We start from the raw sequence: 19,803 nt of genomic DNA, 5'->3' as shown, positions 1-19,803 counted from the left end.
AGAGACTGAAAGAGAGGATTAAACTTCAGTGGCAGTGAGTACATCCAAATCAGTCTGGCAAGACACAGCCACCACGACTGCATTTTCACCCTTAACACGTCCTGTTACGGTGGATGTTGCGATCGCTGGGGGTGGAATTACCGGATTAACAGCAGCATTGTTGCTCAAGCGAGCAGGTCTTTCTGTTGCCGTTGTAGAGGCGCTAACGATTGCTGGTGGCGTTACGGCTTACACCACGGCTCATATCTCTGAAGTGCCCGATGTTGGTTATAAAACCCTGCGTTCTACGTTTGGTGAGTCGGACGCTCGCTTAGCAGCCGATGCTCGTCGGGCGGCGATCGAACGCATTGCCCAGTTTGTATCTGAAGCGCAAATTGATTGCCAGTTTGAACGGGTAACTGGATATCTCTATGCTGAATCAGACGATGATTCCATGCTGGAGTCGGAAGCGCAGGCTGCTCGGGGGTTGGGTGTTGATGCCACATTTTCTACCGCAGTGCCGCTTCCGTTTCCGGTAAGAGCTGGAGTTGTGTTTCCTAATCAGGCGCAATTTAATGCAGTGAGTTACCTTCAGGCTCTGGCTTCGTTGGTTGATGGTGATGGTAGCTATGTGTTTGAGCGATCGCGCGTCCTTGATGTTACCGGATCATCTCCTTACCAAATCACCACAGAGCAGGGAACCGTCACGGCACGAAACGTAATTTTGGCGACGCATACGCCAATTCACGACATTGCCAACATGCAGGATTTGTACCTGCTGACAACCAAACTTACACCATACCGTTCCTATGTAGTGGCGGCACAGTTGCGATCGCCTGTCCCAACCGGACAATTCTGGGACACGATGGAGCCATACCACTATACGCGCAACTATACCAATGCCCAGCAAAACTGGCTGATAGTGGGAGGCGAAGACCACAAAACCGGGGAAGATGTAGATGCTCTGGAGCGATACCAGCGACTGGAAGACTATGTCCGGCAACGGTATGAGGTTGAATCAATCGATTACCGCTGGTCGGCTCAGTGGTATGAACCGATCGATGGGTTGCCGTTTATCGGTAAGAGTCTGGCACACGATCATCTATATGTAGCAACCGGATTTTCGGGGAATGGCATCAGTTTCGGCACCATTGCCGGTATGCTGCTGTCCGACCAAATTCTGGGACGCGAGAATCCCTGGGGTAAGCTGTACGATCCGGGGCGGATTAAACCGTTGGCATCGGCTCAACAGTTTGTGTCTCAAAATTTGCAAGTGGCGGCTCATTTTGTGGGCGATCGCTTCCAGACGGATGTTGAGACACTGGATGAAATACCCAGAGGCGAAGGGCGGCGAATCAAACTAGAGAACGAGCAGTTGGCGGTCTATCGCGATGATGTGGGTGAACTTCATGCGGTGTCGGCAGTGTGTACTCATGCTGGCTGTATTGTGAACTGGAACAATGCCGAGAAAAGCTGGGATTGTCCGTGTCACGGTGGACGCTTTAGCTGTACAGGCAACGTGCTGAATGGCCCACCCATGAACCCACTGGATGCTAAGACTGTCGATCGCCCCTAATCGGTGCAGGGTGCGGCGTTGCCAGAAATTGGGGCTTAGCCCCTGCGGCAGGCCGGAAAAGGAGGACTGACCGTCAGCACTGTTAACCATTCTCTTGAAACTGAACGTGAACGGCAAAATTAATCTATTTCTTGGGGTTGACTACTGGTTTGCTGCTTTCACCCTTTGGAGCGATAAAGCCCCTTGGAGCGATCGATAACCTGAACATAGCTGACCATGCCGGAAAACGCTCCCCTCGACAGAATCCACCCTGATACCATACCCGTTCTCTAAATCCCCTTCTGCTGTTTGGTTTAGCGCGTGTGGTGAAATCAATGTTTTCTTTTCTAGAGGCGGGTCTGTAGCAGTGATGCAGGTCATTCCGGTGGATGTGTTACCTGACCCGTCGCGCGGCGGGAGATAGCGTTGGTATTCCAATCGAAAGCGATAAAAATTATTCGTCACCCAGGCTGTCTGCCGCTTTGTTTAATGCAGGCTACGGTTCCGACTGAGCTTTATCGCTGTTCGACTGTTCAATTCGACTGTTCAAATAATTTATTCAGGAGATTTTATGACGGTTACACCGGACAAAATTCCGCCCCAGGCGCAAGACAGAAAGCCAGGTCTGGAAAGCAAGATGGAGCCGCAACCTGAGTACGATTACTCGGGATACAAAGCCAGCGGTAAGCTTCAAGGCAAAGTAGCATTAATTACAGGTGGAGATAGCGGTATTGGCCGCTCTGTTGCTGTGCTTTATGCCAAGGAAGGAGCCGATGTAGCGATCGTCTATTTGAACGAGCATGAAGATGCAAAAGAGACGAAGCGACTGGTGGAAGCCGAGGGTCGCCGTTGTTTGGCGATCGCTGGCGACATTAAGGGCGAAAAGTTCTGCCAGGATGCGGTTCAACAAACAGTAAAAGAGTTGGGCAAACTTGACATTCTGATCAATAACGCGGCTGAACAGTACAAAGAAGAAAGCATCGAAACGGTTGATGCTGAACGGCTGGGAACAGTTTTTGCGACTAACATCTTCTCGATGTTCTATTTTGCAAAAGCCGCTTTACCTCACTTAAAAGCAGGAAGTTCAATCATCAATACAACCTCTGTTGTAGCTTACAAAGGCAACGAAGCCCTGCTCAGTTATGCAACCACAAAGGGGGCAATTCTTGCTTTTACTCGCTCCATTTCTCAATCTCTGCTTGAGAAGGGAATTCGGGTCAACGCTGTTGCTCCTGGTCCAATCTGGACACCTTTTATTCCTTCAACTTTTCCACCCGATCAAGTGGCAGAATTTGGTAAGCAGGTGCCGATGGGTCGGCCTGGACAACCGTGGGAAGTGGCCACTAGCTATGTGTTTTTAGCGTCTGATGATGCTTCCTACATCGCTGGACAGGTGTTGCATCCCAATGGTGGCGTTGTGGTAAACGCATAAGTTAAAGCAGCAAGAATTAGGGGTTGTTTAGCGGTTTGTTGAACGTTAGGTCACTGTTGCTTGTGAATGCTGCTTAGCGGATGGTTCAAAAGTACCGATTGCCACTTGAACCGCTCCCCTATTCTGACTGACTACAGGTGCAAAGTCCCTCAAATTGCTCAAATTGGGGGCCCTTGCAGCAGAAACGAATCGGAAGTCCCCTACCTTTTCTAAGATGGAAGGGGACTATTGTTGTTTGTTTTATGTACCCGATTAAGACGCATCAAACAAGCGTTTGATTGCTACAAAGCCTTCTGTACTCTATAGAGAGATAGAGCTTCTAACAAATTAAAAGAAAACATCGAAAAAGCTGTTCTTTGGTTGTCGAATGATCTTGCGGTTTACCTCAGATCGGATTAGAAGATTGTTGGCAGTCGCTTAAGGATATCTTGCTTTCAAAAGGCTGATATAAAATTATCTTTTCTGGCAAAAATTAGCTCCATCAAAAGGATGATGAACTTATTTTTTTGGCGTGTCACGTTTAATAGATGTTCGCACTTAAAGTTTTGTGTGGATATTGAGAAGGAGAACATCAAACATGGTTTCAAATCTTACAGATACTAAGCGTGCTGCGATCGCTGAAAAGTTAGCGAGTATGCGCGCCATTCAAAATTTGCTAATTGCGAATGAACAGCAATTCATTCGGGAAATTACCGATTCCGACATTCGCGATCGGTTTAACAATATGCTGTCTGACGATCAAAAAAACATGGGTGTGCTAGACACAGCCATTACCCAGTATGGGGTACAGTCAGAGCCTAAACAAAATGTTCAGCGCATGGTTGAGCAAATTCAACAGTTGATGCAAGGCTCTGAGCTAAGCCTATATGAGAAAGTAGCGCAACACGAATTGCTGAAGCACGGACAGGTGATGTCTGGTCTGCTGGTTCACAAGGCGGGTCAAGTGGTTGGTGCTGATGTTGAGGCAGCGATCGCTCCCTTAAACACTGTCAACTTCGAAAACCGGGCACACCAGGAGCAACTCAAGGGCGTTCTGGAAGTAATGGGTACCCGCGAATTGACCGGGCAGGAGCCGGATCAAAGCGTTTGGGGTCGCGTTCAGGATGCAGTAGCCGCACTGACGGGTGTGTTTGGCAGTGCCGTCACGCAGTCATCCGATAAGTCTGACATGAACATCCAGGACGTAATTCGGATGGATCACCAGAAAGCCAGAACCCTATTCCAGGAAATTGAGAGCAGCAGCGACCCTCAAAAAATCCAGGAATATTTTGGTCAGCTTTATCAGGATTTAACGGCTCATGCCGAGGCTGAGGAGCAGGTTGTCTACCCCACTGTTCGTCCGTTCTACGGAGAAAGCGACACCCAGGAGCTATACGACGAGCAGGCTCAGCAAAAGCAAATGCTGGAAGATATCAAATCGACGAACCCTGGCTCTCCGGAGTTTAAGACCAAGGTTAGCCGCCTCAAAGACATCACTCTTGACCATGTTCGTCAGGAAGAGAGCACTATGTTTGCCGCTATCCGCAACAATTGCTCTAGCGAGCAGCAGGAGCAGTTAGCAACCCAGTTTAAGGAAGCCAAGAAGAAACTGCAAACAAAGATGGCGCGGTAATCTTCCAAACCAACGGTTAAATTAGTTGACCATTGGTGAACGCGCCAGATAAGGTTGAGGCAGGACAACAAACCACAATCCTGCCTCATTCTTCCAACTTTAGTTTCGTACCTGTTCAACAGGGGAAAGAACATGACAGACTCAAAATCAGACGATATTCTTTCCTTGATCACAGCCGATCATCGCGAGGTTGACGAATACTTCGTCAGGCTCGAATCGGCCAGCGAAGCTGAGGAAGTGTACGAGTATCTTAATCGCATCTACAAAGAACTGACGCTTCATGCTCAAGCTGAAGAATCCGTTTTCTACCCAGCGTTGCAAAAATACGAGGACGCTAAAAACCTGGTAGAAGAGGCGAAAGCAGAACATAGCGAAATGAAAGTGTTGCTCGAAGATATTCAGGCTGCAAAACCCAACTCAAACGAGTTCAGGGACACGCTACGACAACTGAAAGAAGCCGTTCGGCATCACGTTGAAGAAGAAGAAAGTGATGTCTTTACAATGGTTCGCCGTCACATTAGCGACCAACAGCTAAGAGCGCTTGCTCAAGAGTTCAAAACTGCAAAGTTGCAGATGGTTGACGAGGTTGAAGCGGCAATGGTTAGCAGTCCCTAAATTCTTCGCTTTTGAGCTTCGACCAACGCTCAGCCGAACCGAAACTTAAGACAGCCAAAACGGCCTGTATTCCCCTCGTTTGCAGGGGCAATACCCTCTTGGTTGCTGGAAAAACGAATGTAACACATGGCTACGTCTCAAACCATTCCTGCAAACGGTTTTGAGCCACAATCAATTAAACCGAGCGTCCATACTCTGGGGTTTGGGACTTGCTGAAACGCTGGTTTTAATGGTGAAGCCGTGTGTGGAATTGAGGGTTTTATCCAACTGCTTTTTTCGTTATTTCCTAAATTTTTAACAGCGAATTTTGCGTAAGAAATCGTGTTGTGATGCAACAAGAAACAACAGGAATTGGTGATACCATCTTGAGCAACTTGCTCAAGATGGGTTTGGCAAGTCAGTTAGAAGGGGCTGATGATTTGCAGGTTGTGGTTAACGGTGATTTGCTGCAACTGTTAACCGGCAAAACTGACTCTGTCACCCTGGAAGGCGAACGGCTATCGACTTCGCAAGACCTTTCCATGTCGGAACTCAAGGTTCGTGTCGATCGGCTGGCGATCGACCTGCTAAGCGCCGCCACTGGCAAGCTCGAATTAACAGAATCAGCAGATGTAGCGGTTAAGGTAACGCTAACAGAAGCCGACCTTAACCAGACGATGAACGCTGAAGTTGTGCGCGATCGCTTGCAACATTTACCCCTCCCGGTGGACGAGCGCACGTTACCGCTCAGCATGCAGCATGTTACCTGTTATTTACCCGGTGACGGCAGATTTATTTTGAAGGTAACCATGCTGGCGCATCGACCGGAGAGCGTGCAGCCTATCGAAATGGAACTGGCTATGCGGTTCTGGAACGGTGGGCAAACCATCATTTTTGAGTCGAGTCGCTATGACGATCCGAACAAAGCATTGTTGCTACGGGAGACTGCGGCACTCGCAATGAAAATGAGCGAATTCATACAGTTGCGTTCTTTCCATTTCAAAGACGTATCGGTTCAGATTCAGCAGATAGAAGTTGATGATAATCGGTTCGTCCTATGGCTTAAGGCAGACCTTAGACAAATTCCTGAGTTAGCAGACTTGTCTTAACACTCTATCAAGAGTAAGAGCGCTTTTCTATCGCTAAATGGATATTTGCCAGCGTTAATGGCTTCCATTTAGCACAGATTTATCACCCTTTGAAACCACTCAAATTAGGAACAATTATTATGGCATCCGGTAACCCTGACATGGGCGAACAGGCATTGAGCAAGGCCGCAGAAGTGGGTATGTCTTCTCAGTTAGATGAGGTTGAAAGCCTCGATGTTGATTTGCGTACTGACCCCGGCAAACTGGTTCAAGGAGAACTGGAATCGGCAGAGATTGAGGGCAGAGGGATGGTGATGCAAAAAGACCTCCGCACCGAAGAACTGACCCTCAAAACGAATGCGATCGCCATCGACCCACTGAAAGCGGCATTTGGCGACATTGAGCTAAAACGTCCTACTGATGCTTCTGCTCATGTTGTTTTGACAGAAGGCGATCTGGAGCGGGCTTTCAACGCTGAGTATATCCAGGCCAAACTGCGCGACCAGCAGCTCACTATCAATGGAGAATCATTAAAAGTAAGTTTGCGTAACGTCAAATTCCGCATCCCCGAAGATAACAAGGTGGCTTTGGAATCAGAGGTGTTTATTCCGCAAAAGAACGAGAAGAGACAGGTTGCGTTTACGGCAGTGCCACGGGTTGCAGAAGGCGGAAACCGCGTGGCGTTGGAAGATATTCAGTACGCAGAGGGGCAGGAAGTTTCACCGGAGCTAACCGATGCGTTGCTCAACAGCGCCAAAGATTTGCTGGACTTACGCAATTTTGAGCTGCAAGGGATGTCGCTACAGTTGCAAAAGCTAGATGTCCAGAAAGGCAAGCTAGTGATGCAGGCGCAAGCTCACGTCGAACAATTTCCTGGTTAAGAAGTGAATACAAATCGGTTCAGATGTGACCTCTTCCCAAAGCGAGATGTTGGCATCTAACAAGCTGAATACTAATGAAATAGCCGTTAGATGCCAATTAATCGATTGACGGTATTGCAAATGCGACAGGAGAAAATGCATGAAGACAACCGATTCAAGCCAGCGTGAGCAAAATAGCAGTAACCAGACTCCTTATCCGAACATTCCCTGGGTTTTAGAGAGTAAGGATACGGATTATCGCAGTACTGGAATTACCAGTTCTGTGGCGATCGCCGGACATCCCATTCATCCCATTATTGTTATTTTTCCCGTTGCTTTTTTGGTTGGCGCGGCTGGGTCTGATATTGGTTACTGGCTAACCCGCGATCCGTTTTGGGCACGCGCTTCCATTTGGCTTATCGGCTTGGGGTTTACGGCTGGCCTGTTGGCGGCGGTTATTGGCATGTTTGACTTCATCAATATCAAGCGTGTCCGTAAGCGCAAGGCTGGCTGGGCACACATGTATATTAATGTGGCGGCGATCGTGGCAACGGGTATCAACCTTAGCTTGCGATGGGGAAATCAAGAAGGTGGCGTATTGCCGACTGGCTTAATTATCTCGGTGATTGTTGCCAGCTTGCTGGGTTTGGGTGGCTGGTTTGGCGGTGAGCTAACCTTCCGTCACAAGGTGGCTTCGATCGGCCCTGCTAGCCGGGAACAGGCCGATTAGTCCACGAGTCGATATGGTCCAATCTCTGCCTCTCAAGCGTTGAGATTGGAACTGCAATCAACCATTTCGCTGATCGAACCTCCGAGCAACTGCCCGGAGGTTGTTTGTTGCAACCATGAAGTCGATTCGCTTAAAACTGGCGTGACCAATCCTCACGCCAGCGTTCTACAACCACCTTAGTTTGCGTAAAAAACTCAACAGCATGTTGTCCCTGCCCGTGCAAATCGCCAAAGAAGCTATCCTTCCAGCCGCTGAAGGGGAAAAACGCCATTGGTGCCGCCACTCCAATGTTGATGCCAATGTTGCCCGCTTCGGCTTCGTAGCGAAACTTACGAGCCGCTGCTCCGCTGCTGGTAAACAAACAGGCCATATTGCCAAATTGACCGCTGTTGATTAGCGCGATCGCCTCATCAAGGGTCTTAACGTGAATTAAACTCAACACCGGGCCAAAAATCTCGGTGTGTGCGATCGCGCTATTCGGATCAACATCTTGCAAAATGGTGGGTCGTACAAAATTACCCTGTTCGCATCCAGTGAGGTTGGGCGATCGTCCATCTACTAAGACTCGTGCCCCCTCATCAGCACCCTGCTGAATCAACTGCTCAATTCGCGTCCGGCTCTGAGGCGTAATTACTGGCCCCATTTGCACCTGCTCATCTAACCCGTTGCCCACTACACGATCGGTTGCAGCCTGGGCGATCGCCTCTGTGTAGCGCTGTTTCGCCTCTCCAACCGTGACAGCCACCGAAGCCGCCAAACAGCGCTGTCCAGCACAGCCAAACGCACTGTCTGCCGTGATCCGAGTGGTGGTGTCCAGATCCGCATCCGGCAAAATAATCACCGGATTTTTAGCACCCCCCTGGCACTGCATTCGTTTGCCGTTGGCTGCGGCGCGGCTGTAAACGTAGCGAGCCACCGGAGTAGACCCGACAAAGCTAATGGCTCGAATCGCTGGATGATCGAGAATAGCGTCTACCGCTTCCTTTGACCCATGCACCAGATTTAGCACCCCTTTGGGCAATCCCAACTGATCAACTAGCCGGAACACCTTTTGCATCGTTAAAGGCACCTTTTCCGACGGCTTGACGATGTAGGTGTTGCCACAGGCGATCGCATAGGGCATGAACCAGAAAGGAATCATGCCCGGAAAATTGAACGGAGCAATGGTCGCAGCCACCCCCAACGGCTGCCGAATCATGATTTCGTCAATACCTGTGGCGATGTCTTCCAGATTGGTGCCCTGCATCATCATGGGGATACCGCAGGCAATTTCCACATTTTCGATCGCTCGTTGCAATTCGCCCCGTGCTTCGGCCAATGTCTTGCCACACTCCATCGTAATCGTGCGGGCTAAGTCCTCAAACTGCTCCTCCAGCAGCACCTTCAGCCGAAATAGATACTGTACTCGCTGAGTGGGTGGGGTTCGTCGCCAGGTTTTGAACGCCGCTGCTGCCGCCTGTGCCGCCCGATCAACATCATGGCCTGAAGAAAGCGGCACTTGGGCTAGCCGTTCTGCCGTAGCCGGATTCATAACGTCAAGATAGTCACTAGCGTTAGCGTCACGCCACTCGCCGTTGATGTAGTTCTGCAAAACGTCTGCCTGCGACATTTCTCGTTAAAGTTCCTGATTCGTGATACTGCAAGGTTCAAGCTTCAACTATCATCCCACTGCTTGCTCTTAGAGGATTATTTGAAAAGTGCTGACTGACATCCGAACCGTCCCTTAAATTTCCCACCTCTGGTTTTGACGGGAGCGCTGAACCAGACAGGGATTTTGCACCACAACATAGTGCGAAACTCTGCAAAGGTGAGGGAATTTAGGGGATGAAGGCAGAACTTGAATCGTTTCAAACACCCTTTAACAAACAACAAACGGTTATTAAAGAGCCGAGTCTTGCTTGGAGCCACAGTGATTATATGTAGATGAAATACTGTGTGGCAGGGCGTTTAAGCACAAGGTTTACATTCAACAGCCATCACAACAAGTTGCTGTATTTCTGTGAGCAGCCGTCAAATAATTTAGCTGTAAAACTACGTAAAAATAGATTGTTAAAAGTAGTATCGGTAACATTACCCTCCGCTTACATGCTGACTAAAATTAAGCAGGAAGACGTGCGAATTAAACGAAATAACTGTCCATTCTAATGAAGTAAGACTAATACAAAGTTAATGAAAGTCGCTTCTATGTCAGTATCATTGGTCACCGCTATTAAATTGGTTTGTGAATGCTTGGAGTTGGCGATCGCTAATATAGAAGTCGAAGATAAGCAGCTTGCCTTGCGCTACATTGAAGCGGCAAGGCAACGATTGCAAGAACTGGAAGTTGAGTTGAAATCAGGGTTGTCTGGCTAAAGAATGGACGTTTGGCGCAACATTGTGCTGGAAGCCAATTCCCTTCACGATTCCAGTCATTGACGGTTCCAGTCTTCTGGTGCCACTTAAGAGCGAGTGGGTTTCGCTCCTGCCGAACCGATGGCCTGATCCAGGATGGCTCGCGCTTGCTCGGCGTTGGCACGAGCTTCTCGATACCGCAGATTTGCCTGAGCGAAGGTTTTCAGTACTTTAAATCCTTCCTTTAGTTTGGTAATTTCGTCCTCGTTTACGGCGTCGTCGCTAAACAGCATGTCTACCTGATCGCGCACTTGCAGCGCTTCTGCCCGAGACGATTGCACCTTTATTTTCAGCGTGGCAAGGTTGCTCAGCGTTTGCACAGCTTGAGAGATGGCATCTTCTGGGTCAATTTCAGGCTCCGCTTGTGCGGGTTGCTCCGTCACTTCCACAAACTGTTGTGGGCTAAATCCTTCGGATAGGTCGGTTGGTACTTTGCCTGCATCCATCAGCTCAATGAGCTGCTCCATTGCCTTGTCGCGAGCTTTAGGAGAATCTTTGCCGGGAACTGTCAAAACGACATCCGGGGTTTGGGTTAGTGTGTATTGAACCATAAGGTTAAAGGGTACGTTTGTACTGATTCTACGTCTTGCTTTCTAGTCTCGCAAGACATATCCAACGCCGCGTACGGTTTGAATCACCCGTTTTTCGCCGTTCTCTTCCAGCTTAAGGCGCAGATAGCGAACGTACACTTCAATAATATTAGAGTCGCCCATAAAGTCGTACCCCCAAACTTTCTCTAGAATTTGGTCGCGGGTAATCACCTGGCGCGGATGGCTCAACAGATAGTCCAGCAGATCGAACTCTTTTGCCGTCAGTTCAATCGATCGCCCTGCCCGCACGATCTCACGCGTGCGGCGGTTGAGGCTGAGGTCTTCAAAGTGCAGCACGTCTGGATCGCTTTCCTGAGTGCGACGTAGATGGGCACGTACCCGCGCTAGCAGTTCTTCGATGCTGAAGGGTTTGACGACATAGTCATCGGCTCCAGCATCTAGCCCGGTAACGCGATCGCTCACTTCATCCTTTGCCGTTAGTAAAATAATTGGTGTTTTACTGCCTGTGGCTCGCAAGCGGCGGCAGACTTCGATGCCAGTCATACCGGGCATCATCCAATCTAAAATCACCAAATCTGGTGGCGACTCGCGAGCCATGGTTAGTCCGCTAAAGCCGTCATGCGCCACACTAATGGTATATCCCTCATAGCTCAGCTCTAGCTCAACAAAGCGAGCCAGTTTCACTTCATCCTCAACTAATAAAATATTTGCAGTCATAGTGCCTCCTTGAGGCGATGAGGGGACAGGCATCAGTCAGCCAAACGGTCTTGAGGGATGGGTTGCACCAGCAGGGCTAGCGGTGCTTAAATCCTGACTCCTTGGGATGCAACGGTTTAGCGGGGGCAGCGGGTAGCGTTATAGTAAAAATGCTACCTTGGCCTGGTTCTGACCACACTGTCAGTTGTCCTCCCATGCCTTTAACCAGAGATTTGGCGATCGCCAGCCCCAGTCCAACACCGCCTGTGATGCGCGATCGCGATGGATCGACCCGATAAAACGGCTCAAAAATATGAACTTGCTGAGACGGTGGAATGCCACAGCCGCGATCGCACACTTGAATAGCCGCCTGGTTTCCCGTTTGGTAAAGCTTTACTGTAATTGGCTGCTCCGCCGCAGAAAATCGAGCCGCATTGTCCAGCAGATTCACTAACGCTTGAGCAAGGTGGGTGCGATCGGCCATCACTGTAATAGGAGCAGATTGCCCGTCCAATTGCACGACTCGATGCTCCAATTGCTCAACGGCGTTCATGGTCTCGGCCACCACCTCGTTAAGAATTAACGGCTCTACGCTGAAGGGAATTGAGCCGCTGTCTGTTCTGGCGAGGTTAAGCAAATCTTGCAAGAGTTGAATGGTTTGCTCAATTTCTGATACCGCAATGCCCAAGCATTCTTTCTGAGGCGTAGATAGGTTAGAACCACGCCGCAGTGTGCTTTGCAGGTAGCCATACACCACGCTAAGAGAGGTTCGCAATTCGTGGGAGATGTTGTTAGTAAATTCGCGCTGCATCTGTCCGGTTTCCCACAGGCGATCGGAGAGATGGCTGCATGTTTGCACTAATTCCTTCACCTCGCTTGGATAGCGGGTAGGGTCAAAATATCTCAAATCGGTGCCGTCTCTGGTTGCTGTTCCGGCAAGTTGACCCGCCTGACGCAAAGGATACAGTAATCGCCAGACAAACGGCACAATGACAACTAGTACGGCAAAGATCGCTAGCGCGATCGCCAGGTTGAGGCTGCGGATCAGGGTCGATAGAACGGTGTAATCGTGGGTAATATTGAGCGCTAGGATCGAGCGTCCCAACGTTTGCCCGTTCGCTTGCAAATCGCGCTTACAAACGACCCAGTACTGGTCATTCACCTGGTAAATTTTGGGAATAACCGACATCTGTGAAGTGGCGGGCAGGCTGGCCGGGTCAGATGATGGCGCGATCGCACTAGAGTAGGCCGCCATTTCCCCCGTTGACTGCTTGACCCAAATCCACAAGGTTGGGGAAGACCAGCGATCGACAATGGGTTGTAACGATGCGTCCGGAAAATTGGCTAGAGCGGTTTGCTCGATCTCTTCCGCCAAGCGATCGGCAACAAACGACAAATGCTTTTCATGCTTAACCACCAGCATTTGCCGCATATCCCATGTTGTCCAAAGGCCAATTCCACTCACCCCTGCTAAAAACACCACTGCCACCCCTAAGGACAGGCGAAGCTGTAACGAAGACGGATCGATCCCCCTTCGCCACCATCGACGAACCCGGTTCAGGGTCGAGTTGACTCGTTTCATCCCACTTGGCTTCCGTCCCTCCATACGCTACTGCAACCTATGCTTAAGGTGATCTCTGCTTACTTGATTGGCTTCCGGCTTGCATTCTATTGGTGAACCAATCTGCTTGAACCAATCTTCTGCCCGACCATTGGAATGAATCGCTGGATTTGGCGATCGCTGCCTGACTCAACAAGCGATCAATCACTAGTTTGAATGGCTAAGGCTAAACCTGAGAAGCGCTATTCACCAATCTATTGCACGTCGTTAAGATCCACATGATTTTTGCCTGAGGAAAGTCACAGCATTTCCTGAGAAAGCTGAAGCAGATCCAGAAGTACTCATTTCTTGACGTGTTGATTCACTTAGGTGACAGTTCTGGTGGCACAATAGTGTGGGAGTTTTTAGACAGTAACAAACCCTACAAAACCTTGCTTCTTGGCGGTGCTACACAAGGTCATGCTGAGAAGATGATAAAAGAGCACATGAGGAGTAACCCCATCGATGAAAAAAGTTGAAGCTATTATTCGTCCATTTAAGCTCGACGAAGTCAAAATCGCGCTGGTTAATGCTGGAATTGTGGGAATGACGGTTTCGGAGGTGCGAGGGTTTGGGCGGCAAAAAGGACAAACCGAGCGCTATCGCGGGTCAGAATATACGGTTGAGTTTTTGCAAAAGCTCAAGGTCGAGATTGTTGTTGAAGAAGATCAAGTTGATATGGTGGTTGACAAAATCTTGTCTGCTGCGCGTACCGGAGAAATTGGAGATGGCAAAATTTTCATCACGCCTGTCGATGAAGTGATTCGTATTCGGACGGGCGAAAAAGACCTGGAAGCAATCTAACGTGCCGCACGCAGCTTCATCATTGCGTCACGGCTAAGACTCTACACGGGCGACTGGAACGATGCTGCGGCCTGGCTCGCTTGCCCCAAGGCGGTCGATTGGATGCGCTACACGGTAGGGGCATTGCAGCGCAATGTCCCTACGGGGTCTAGGTTGAACCCAACCAACTGTTGCCGCCAAGTATTGCCGCCAAGTATTGCCGCAAGAGCAAGGTCGAGTAGGCTTGAATCTATGCTCAGAGATGGGAACTGGGGATCAATCAGCGGCTAATGATTTGAGCTGAGGCAGTAAAATTTGAAATGCCCGCCCTCGATGGCTAACCGCGTGCTTTGTTTCGGGAGGCATTTCGGCAAACGTCATTTGTTGATCGGGCACATAAAACACCGGGTCGTAGCCAAACCCTCCCCTGCCTCGCGGTGTGTCCAGCACTTCACCGGGGCAAATACCTTCTGTTTCTAGCATAATCTTGCCATCGGGACGGGCGATCGCAATGGCGCACACAAACTGAGCCTGCCGATTCGGTTCGTTGCCTAACTCAAACAGTAAGCGTTCGATGCGTTCGCGGTCGGTTTTGCCATAGCGGGCAGAGTAAACGCCGGGTGCGCCGCCCAGGGCATCCACAGCCAAACCAGAATCATCGGCGATCGCCCATTGATTCATAGCCTGCGCGACTTGCGACGCTTTCAGACGAGCATTATCTAGAAAGGTGGTTCCGGTTTCCTCAATTTCTAGAGAATCTGGCTTTAATGCTAGTTCCCAGTTCAAACTGGAATCGGTGAGATAGGCTTGCATTTCCTTGAGCTTACCGGGGTTGCTCGTTGCAACAATCAGAGTAACCATTAGTGAATGGAAAAAGTAAGGTTAAACAACAAAGACGAGAGTGTGCTGCTCTCGTCTAGTAACGACTATTCAGCGCTGACTTAAATTGAGTTTGCCCAATCTTTTGCCCAAGTTAGATTTTGTTGGACTCGTTCTGGAGAATTTGCTTCAGAATACAGGCGCAGCACAGGTTCTGTCCCGCTAAAGCGAATTAGGAGCCAGCTTTGATCGGCCAGTTGAAATTTATAGCCGTCGATGGCAAGGCAATCGACCACGGCTTGTCCTGCTACTTCCTGGGGCGGTTGCGATTGAAGCTGCTCTAGCAGGCGCGATCGCACCTCCATGCTGGCAAGGGGTAAATCAATCCGGTCGTAAGCGGAAGAAAAGTCTGTTTTTTCCTGCAACTGCTGGTACAAATCGCTTAAATCCATTCCCGACTGAACGATCGCTTCCAGCACATACAGGGCAGATAGCAGCGCATCCCGTTCTGGAATATGGTTGCCGTAGCCAATGCCGCCCGATTCTTCACCCCCTAAGAGGACTGGCGTACTCAACATGCGATCGGCAATATATTTATAGCCAATCGGTGTTTCGTGCAGCGGCAAATTGAGGAGCTTGGCAACCCGTGGAATTAAGTTTGAACCGCTAATAGTCTTGACGACTTCTCCAGTGAAGCCGCGCCGTATCGCCAGATGTTCCAGCAACACCGGAATTAACACTTGAGAACTGAGGAAGTTGCCCTGTCCGTCTACGGCGGCAATCCGATCGCTGTCTCCGTCAAATACTAAGCCAACCGCCAGGCCATCCGGGTTTTCGAGTCGATACGCCTTAATTTGCTCGAACAGCTTGTTTAAGTAGCGCGGTAGGGGTTCGGGGGCACCGTCTTCAAACAGTGGATCGCGGTTACTGTTCAGTTCCCGGACGGGAATGCCCAACAGCCGCTCTAATCCGCTGGCGGCCGCACCATGCATTACATCTACAAACACGGTTAGTTTGCCCTGGGCGATCGCGCCTTGCAGTTGTGAAATATCCACTTTGGCCTGTAGCCCTTCACAATAGCTCTGCCAGGGATCAAAGGTGTTGAGCGTGCCCGGAGAACTGGATGAACAGGATTCATTTCGTTCTAGCATCGCTTCAATTTTCTGGGTCACTTCGGGGGAAACCGAACCACCAAATGCGCCTTTAACCTTCAAGCCAGAATAGGCTCCAGGGTTGTGGCTGGCAGTAATCACCAAGGCACCCAGGGCGTTCTGCTGCTTTGCCGCCCAGCTAAAGGCGGGCGTTGGCGCGTAGCCCTCAGACAGCAAAACATCAAATCCGGCGGCTTTGACCGCTTCTGCGGTAGCGCCAGCAAATTCTGGAGAGAGAAAACGGCGATCGTATCCGATGATGACGGTTCGGCTGCCGGTAGTAGAACCGAAGGTTTGCTCCAACGCTAACGCCGCCAGGGGCGCAACTCGGGTTAGCCGCTCGAAGGTGAAATCGGCGGCAATGAGACCCCGCCAACCATCTGTGCCAAACGTAATTGGCTTAGCAGCAAACATTGCGGGTGAAAGGTGAACTGCCATACAAACTTTGCCTCAATGAAACCGTGACGCTGCTCTTTTGGGTAAGTGACAAACGCAAATAACCTGAAAGCAACTCAGTACTTTACAGGCCATGAATGCGGTCTGTAAATCCTCAGTTTGCCAGAAGTTATAGCCTTTCAGTGGCCTGGTTGACAAACTTTCTGGCGCTTCCATGCCAAAACTTTGCACTACACGGTTGAATCAAAAATATAACTCTGAGTGAGGACGTGATTTCCTGATGCGTGCCGTCCAGCTAGAGGGCAATGACGCGATCGCGCCCCTGTCGTTTTGCGTCGTACAGGGCTTTGTCAGCCCGATGCAGCACATCCCAGGCGTGTTGATCACACATTGAGCTTTGTTGCGCTACTCCAAAACTAGCGGTCACGTCGAGAGCGCCTGCATTCGTCACCATTGGTGTGGCTCGAATCGCTTGCCGCAGCCGTTCGGCTACGTCTACCGCTTTCGTCAAGGCTGTTTCTGCCAAAATGACCACAAACTCCTCACCGCCATAGCGGTAGGCCGGAGTTTCCCGGCGCAGTTGTTTCTGTAGGCGATGGGCTAAATCTTGCAATACTTCATCCCCAATCAGATGCCCGTAAGTATCGTTCACCAGCTTAAAGTAGTCGATATCACACACAATGACGCTAAACGGGGTTTGAATCGCCCAGACGGCTTTGGTGCTCAGTTGCTCTAGTTCTCGCTCCAGCGATCGCCGATTCATTAGCTGAGTTAGCTCGTCTCGAATAATTTCTAACTGTAGCGAATTGTTTTGTAGCCTGAGCGCTTCCTGCTTATGCCAGAGCGTTTGATAGTGCTGCGCGTTGGTCAGGGCGATCGCTGCCTGGTTGGCTACTTGTCTCACCGTTTGCAAATCATCCAGTTCGTAAACGCGTTGCTGGTTGTAGGAGAGCAAGCACACCACCCCAAAAAACTCTTCCTGCACCGAGAGCGGTACCATCAGCGCTGATTTTGCACCCAGATGCCCCAGCCACCCCTGTAACGGATCGGTATCAGCATCTGTTGAGATCACCTGCAAATGGGACGCTCCACCCTGAAGAAACAGATCAAGTACCGTTTGCCATACCGTAATATCGGCCTGTGCCTTATTCAGAGAGTGTAGAGAGGTTTCGGGTTGCTCCCACAGCGCTAAAACGTTGACATGCTGATCGCGCAGATCCACCAAAACAGCGCGATCGCACTGAAAGCCCAACCCCAGTTCTGCAACAATACGCCTGACAATTTCATCTGGGTTCAGGCTGGAATTTAATAGATGAATAATGCGCCCAACCAGTGCAGCCCTCTGCCGGGACCGTTCAAACTGTTGCCGCCAGTACAAGGCGCTGTAGGCTAAGCCAAACTGGTGACAGAGGATAGCAATTGATTCCAGTTCTTCGTTGCTCCAGCCTTGAATTCGGTGTTCAGCAAACTGAGGCGCAATATGAGCAAGGGACTGGAGCGATCGCGCAACATTGTTCACTGGTGCTAGTGGCGCAGCCCGATGCAATATCAGCACAAATTGCAGAGAACCCTGTAAAGCAATAGGGTGCTGAAGATGATTTAGGTCGGTCTGGAGGTTGCTAAGAACAGGGACGATCAGCTCGCCAGTATCCAGTTGGACGAGATGAGGCGTGTGCCACTGCTCTTGCAGCCATCCTGGCACCCTTGCCGGACGAGACTTCTGGACGGCAATGGGGTGAGATAGTTCTGGTAACGGATACTCATCTGCAAGCTCCAGTGCATCTGGTTCTGCGGCTCTAAGGTGCTTTTCTGCTCCTGCCGTTGCATAAACTTCCACAGACTCTAGAGTGCCGTTCTCCAGCCCTACCCAGAGTGAGCAGTTTGCTCCATACATTAACGCAATCATCTGGACGGTCTGTCTGAACAGCGTATCCGTCAAGCTTAAATTGCTCTCTGTTGCTTTAATCCAAGGATACATACGCTTCCAAGACAGTTCCATAGCCCGTCTAGACCTTTTGAAGAGTAAAGGTTATGCACCACCATTAGAGCCACTTCAGCTCAACTACGTTGCTGAGGTGACTTTGCTGGGGTAACCCATTGAATATGTTGGAAGATGCACCTTGGAAGAGTCGAACTGACAAACCAACTGAGCAGGAGATCATTGAGCAGAGAATGAGCAAATTTTTGAAGAGATGCTGCTATCTCTGCGGGGAGTGGAGTGCCAAGAGTTCAGAGTACAGGTTGAACACATCAAATTCTGATTGGCGATGACCTTGTCCTACCTTAAGTCAGTACTGAGAGTGATGCAGTTAAGGTTTAAATTATACGCGCATTCTATTCATGTCGTGGAGAAGCAGTGGCCTGTCATTTGAGCGGCGATCGCCAATAGGGTGTGATACTCCCCTATTCCTGCCCTCACGATTGAATCAGGTCATCTAGCTCGGCGATCGAGGTATCCCGGCAACACACTAAGTTGGCTAGCCAACCCAGTGTTACCTGGATGAATAAACACCGCAGATCGTGCTGGAGGAGCAGGCGCTGTCCCCTGTTTTAATCGGCTCTTAACTAACGGCTTAGAGCGTGTTGCTAAATCCGCGCGGCCCTTGATAGCCAGAATAATCGGCCAGTTGGTCTAACGTCTGGGTTCCAGCGTAGAACTGCCCATTAACTTCCCAGGTGGGATAACCCGTGACATTCTCTGCGTTGGCCTGACAAAGCGAAGTCTGAGAATTTTGTCCGTTGGGATCGCACTCAATGTAATTAATCAGTCGAGCCGCTTGCTGCCCAAAAAGCTGCTTTTGATCGTGGCAGTGAGGGCACCAGAAAGCACCATACATTTTGGCATCAATATCGCGAAGGTGTTGGGCTAGCGCTACTTCCGCCTGCCCAGACGTTGTCGTAATTGGGGGGCCAACCTGCCCTGCACTGGTGCTTCCGGGTTGATTGGGCGAGTTGACGTTTGCATAAACGCCCAGCGTGCCTACCAAAATGACAACGCTGACGATAATTCCTGTAAAGAAGAGTTGCCCCACGTCATCCCACGTGCGACCCAGCACAGTGACAACAAACAGAGCGGTGGCAAAGAGAGCTGAGGCCAGACAATAGTAGCAAATACCTGAAGCGCCGTAGACGGCAACAAACTGCGTGGCCATGATGTACATCAAATAGCCACTGAAGACCATCATGGCCGTTGAGCCGATGAACAACAGCAGCCATGTCCAATTTTCTAGCTCGGTACGCAAAGGCTTGTTGTTATCAGGATTAACAGCCAGTGGAGCCAGAGCAAACACGGCCATGCCCAGATAGGCCAGTAATCCAAACAGCGCGAGAGGCAAGCCGAGTACATAAGCATACGGGCTGGACAATACTTGTTCACAGCCGCCCGCAGGACAAGCTGTTTCACCACCGAATAACTTGGTCAAGGTGATGTAGCCCGTGTTGATGGCTCCAAGTATGGCGATCGCCCCAATAATTTGCCGAGACCAACGATGCATCCAAGGGGTTTGACGGCGACGGCTGCTCATACGATTTCTCTTCAAGATTGCTTCACACAACAGGTTAGGTTC

General features: G+C 50.1%; 18 protein-coding genes. 9 read left to right on the top strand and 9 right to left on the bottom strand.

The window, feature by feature from the left end; translation table 11 throughout:
- Positions 1-28 precede the first annotated feature (28 nt).
- On the top strand, positions 29-1,555 hold the full coding sequence (locus IQ268_RS13930; protein ID WP_339383299.1) for an FAD-dependent oxidoreductase: 1,527 nt from the start codon (positions 29-31) through the stop codon (positions 1,553-1,555).
- A 141-nt stretch (positions 1,556-1,696) separates the two neighbouring features.
- Here the strand turns inward: IQ268_RS13930 and IQ268_RS13925 are convergent, their stop codons facing one another.
- Positions 1,697-1,999, bottom strand: coding sequence for a hypothetical protein (locus IQ268_RS13925; RefSeq protein WP_193879782.1), 303 nt, complete (start codon positions 1,997-1,999; stop codon positions 1,697-1,699).
- Positions 2,000-2,105: 106 nt separating this feature from the next.
- Here IQ268_RS13925 and IQ268_RS13920 point away from each other — a divergent pair, with 106 nt between their 5' ends.
- The 6 genes from IQ268_RS13920 to IQ268_RS13895 all read left to right on the top strand — a co-directional run bounded on the left by IQ268_RS13920 (position 2,106) and on the right by IQ268_RS13895 (position 7,850).
- On the top strand, positions 2,106-2,966 hold the full coding sequence (locus IQ268_RS13920) for an SDR family oxidoreductase (RefSeq protein WP_193879779.1): 861 nt from the start codon (positions 2,106-2,108) through the stop codon (positions 2,964-2,966).
- 577 nt (positions 2,967-3,543) lie between these two features.
- On the top strand, positions 3,544-4,578 hold the full coding sequence (locus tag IQ268_RS13915; protein ID WP_193879776.1) for a hemerythrin domain-containing protein: 1,035 nt from the start codon (positions 3,544-3,546) through the stop codon (positions 4,576-4,578).
- 132 nt (positions 4,579-4,710) lie between these two features.
- Positions 4,711-5,193 (top strand): hemerythrin domain-containing protein, encoded by a 483-nt coding sequence (locus tag IQ268_RS13910; RefSeq protein WP_193879773.1) that lies wholly within the window; start codon positions 4,711-4,713, stop codon positions 5,191-5,193.
- Between the two features lie 329 nt (positions 5,194-5,522).
- Positions 5,523-6,281 (top strand): DUF2993 domain-containing protein, encoded by a 759-nt coding sequence (locus IQ268_RS13905; RefSeq protein ID WP_228035354.1) that lies wholly within the window; start codon positions 5,523-5,525, stop codon positions 6,279-6,281.
- Between the two features lie 119 nt (positions 6,282-6,400).
- The gene (locus IQ268_RS13900) at positions 6,401-7,141 is read left to right on the top strand and encodes a DUF2993 domain-containing protein (RefSeq protein ID WP_193879767.1); all 741 of its coding nucleotides are present in this window, start codon (positions 6,401-6,403) and stop codon (positions 7,139-7,141) included.
- Between the two features lie 139 nt (positions 7,142-7,280).
- Positions 7,281-7,850, top strand: coding sequence for a DUF2231 domain-containing protein (locus IQ268_RS13895; RefSeq protein ID WP_193879764.1), 570 nt, complete (start codon positions 7,281-7,283; stop codon positions 7,848-7,850).
- 130 nt (positions 7,851-7,980) lie between these two features.
- On the opposite strand, the gene IQ268_RS13890 is transcribed toward IQ268_RS13895, so the two are convergent.
- A complete protein-coding gene (locus IQ268_RS13890; protein WP_193879761.1) occupies positions 7,981-9,459 on the bottom strand; it encodes a CoA-acylating methylmalonate-semialdehyde dehydrogenase in 1,479 nt (492 codons plus the stop codon).
- A 575-nt stretch (positions 9,460-10,034) separates the two neighbouring features.
- Here IQ268_RS13890 and IQ268_RS13885 point away from each other — a divergent pair.
- Positions 10,035-10,202 (top strand): hypothetical protein, encoded by a 168-nt coding sequence (locus IQ268_RS13885; protein WP_193879759.1) that lies wholly within the window; start codon positions 10,035-10,037, stop codon positions 10,200-10,202.
- An 86-nt stretch (positions 10,203-10,288) separates the two neighbouring features.
- On the opposite strand, the gene IQ268_RS13880 is transcribed toward IQ268_RS13885, so the two are convergent.
- From IQ268_RS13880 to IQ268_RS13870, 3 genes are all read right to left on the bottom strand, one after another.
- Entirely contained in the window at positions 10,289-10,792 is a 504-nt protein-coding gene (locus IQ268_RS13880; RefSeq protein WP_193879757.1) for a hypothetical protein, read from the bottom strand.
- Between the two features lie 42 nt (positions 10,793-10,834).
- Positions 10,835-11,509 (bottom strand): response regulator transcription factor, encoded by a 675-nt coding sequence (locus IQ268_RS13875; RefSeq protein ID WP_193879755.1) that lies wholly within the window; start codon positions 11,507-11,509, stop codon positions 10,835-10,837.
- Between the two features lie 76 nt (positions 11,510-11,585).
- On the bottom strand, positions 11,586-13,070 hold the full coding sequence (locus IQ268_RS13870) for a cell wall metabolism sensor histidine kinase WalK (protein WP_193879753.1): 1,485 nt from the start codon (positions 13,068-13,070) through the stop codon (positions 11,586-11,588).
- 483 nt (positions 13,071-13,553) lie between these two features.
- On the opposite strand from IQ268_RS13870, the gene IQ268_RS13865 reads away from it, so the two are divergent.
- Entirely contained in the window at positions 13,554-13,892 is a 339-nt protein-coding gene (locus IQ268_RS13865; protein ID WP_193879751.1) for a P-II family nitrogen regulator, read from the top strand.
- A 255-nt stretch (positions 13,893-14,147) separates the two neighbouring features.
- On the opposite strand, the gene rdgB is transcribed toward IQ268_RS13865, so the two are convergent.
- From rdgB to IQ268_RS13845, 4 genes are all read right to left on the bottom strand, one after another.
- Positions 14,148-14,732: an RdgB/HAM1 family non-canonical purine NTP pyrophosphatase gene (rdgB, locus tag IQ268_RS13860; protein ID WP_193879749.1), complete on the bottom strand. Its 585-nt coding sequence runs from the start codon at positions 14,730-14,732 to the stop codon at positions 14,148-14,150.
- Positions 14,733-14,812: 80 nt separating this feature from the next.
- Positions 14,813-16,279 (bottom strand): phosphoglucomutase/phosphomannomutase family protein, encoded by a 1,467-nt coding sequence (locus IQ268_RS13855; RefSeq protein ID WP_193879746.1) that lies wholly within the window; start codon positions 16,277-16,279, stop codon positions 14,813-14,815.
- A gap of 253 nt (positions 16,280-16,532) precedes the next feature.
- Entirely contained in the window at positions 16,533-18,215 is a 1,683-nt protein-coding gene (locus tag IQ268_RS13850) for a diguanylate cyclase (protein WP_193879743.1), read from the bottom strand.
- A 595-nt stretch (positions 18,216-18,810) separates the two neighbouring features.
- Positions 18,811-19,761 (bottom strand): vitamin K epoxide reductase family protein, encoded by a 951-nt coding sequence (locus tag IQ268_RS13845; RefSeq protein WP_193879739.1) that lies wholly within the window; start codon positions 19,759-19,761, stop codon positions 18,811-18,813.
- Positions 19,762-19,803: the final 42 nt, after the last annotated feature.

Origin of the sequence: Oculatella sp. LEGE 06141, assembly GCF_015207605.1 — a bacterium.
Classification (GTDB): Bacteria; Cyanobacteriota; Cyanobacteriia; order Elainellales; family Elainellaceae; genus Oculatella.
This window is presented reverse-complemented; position numbering and strand designations above follow the sequence as displayed.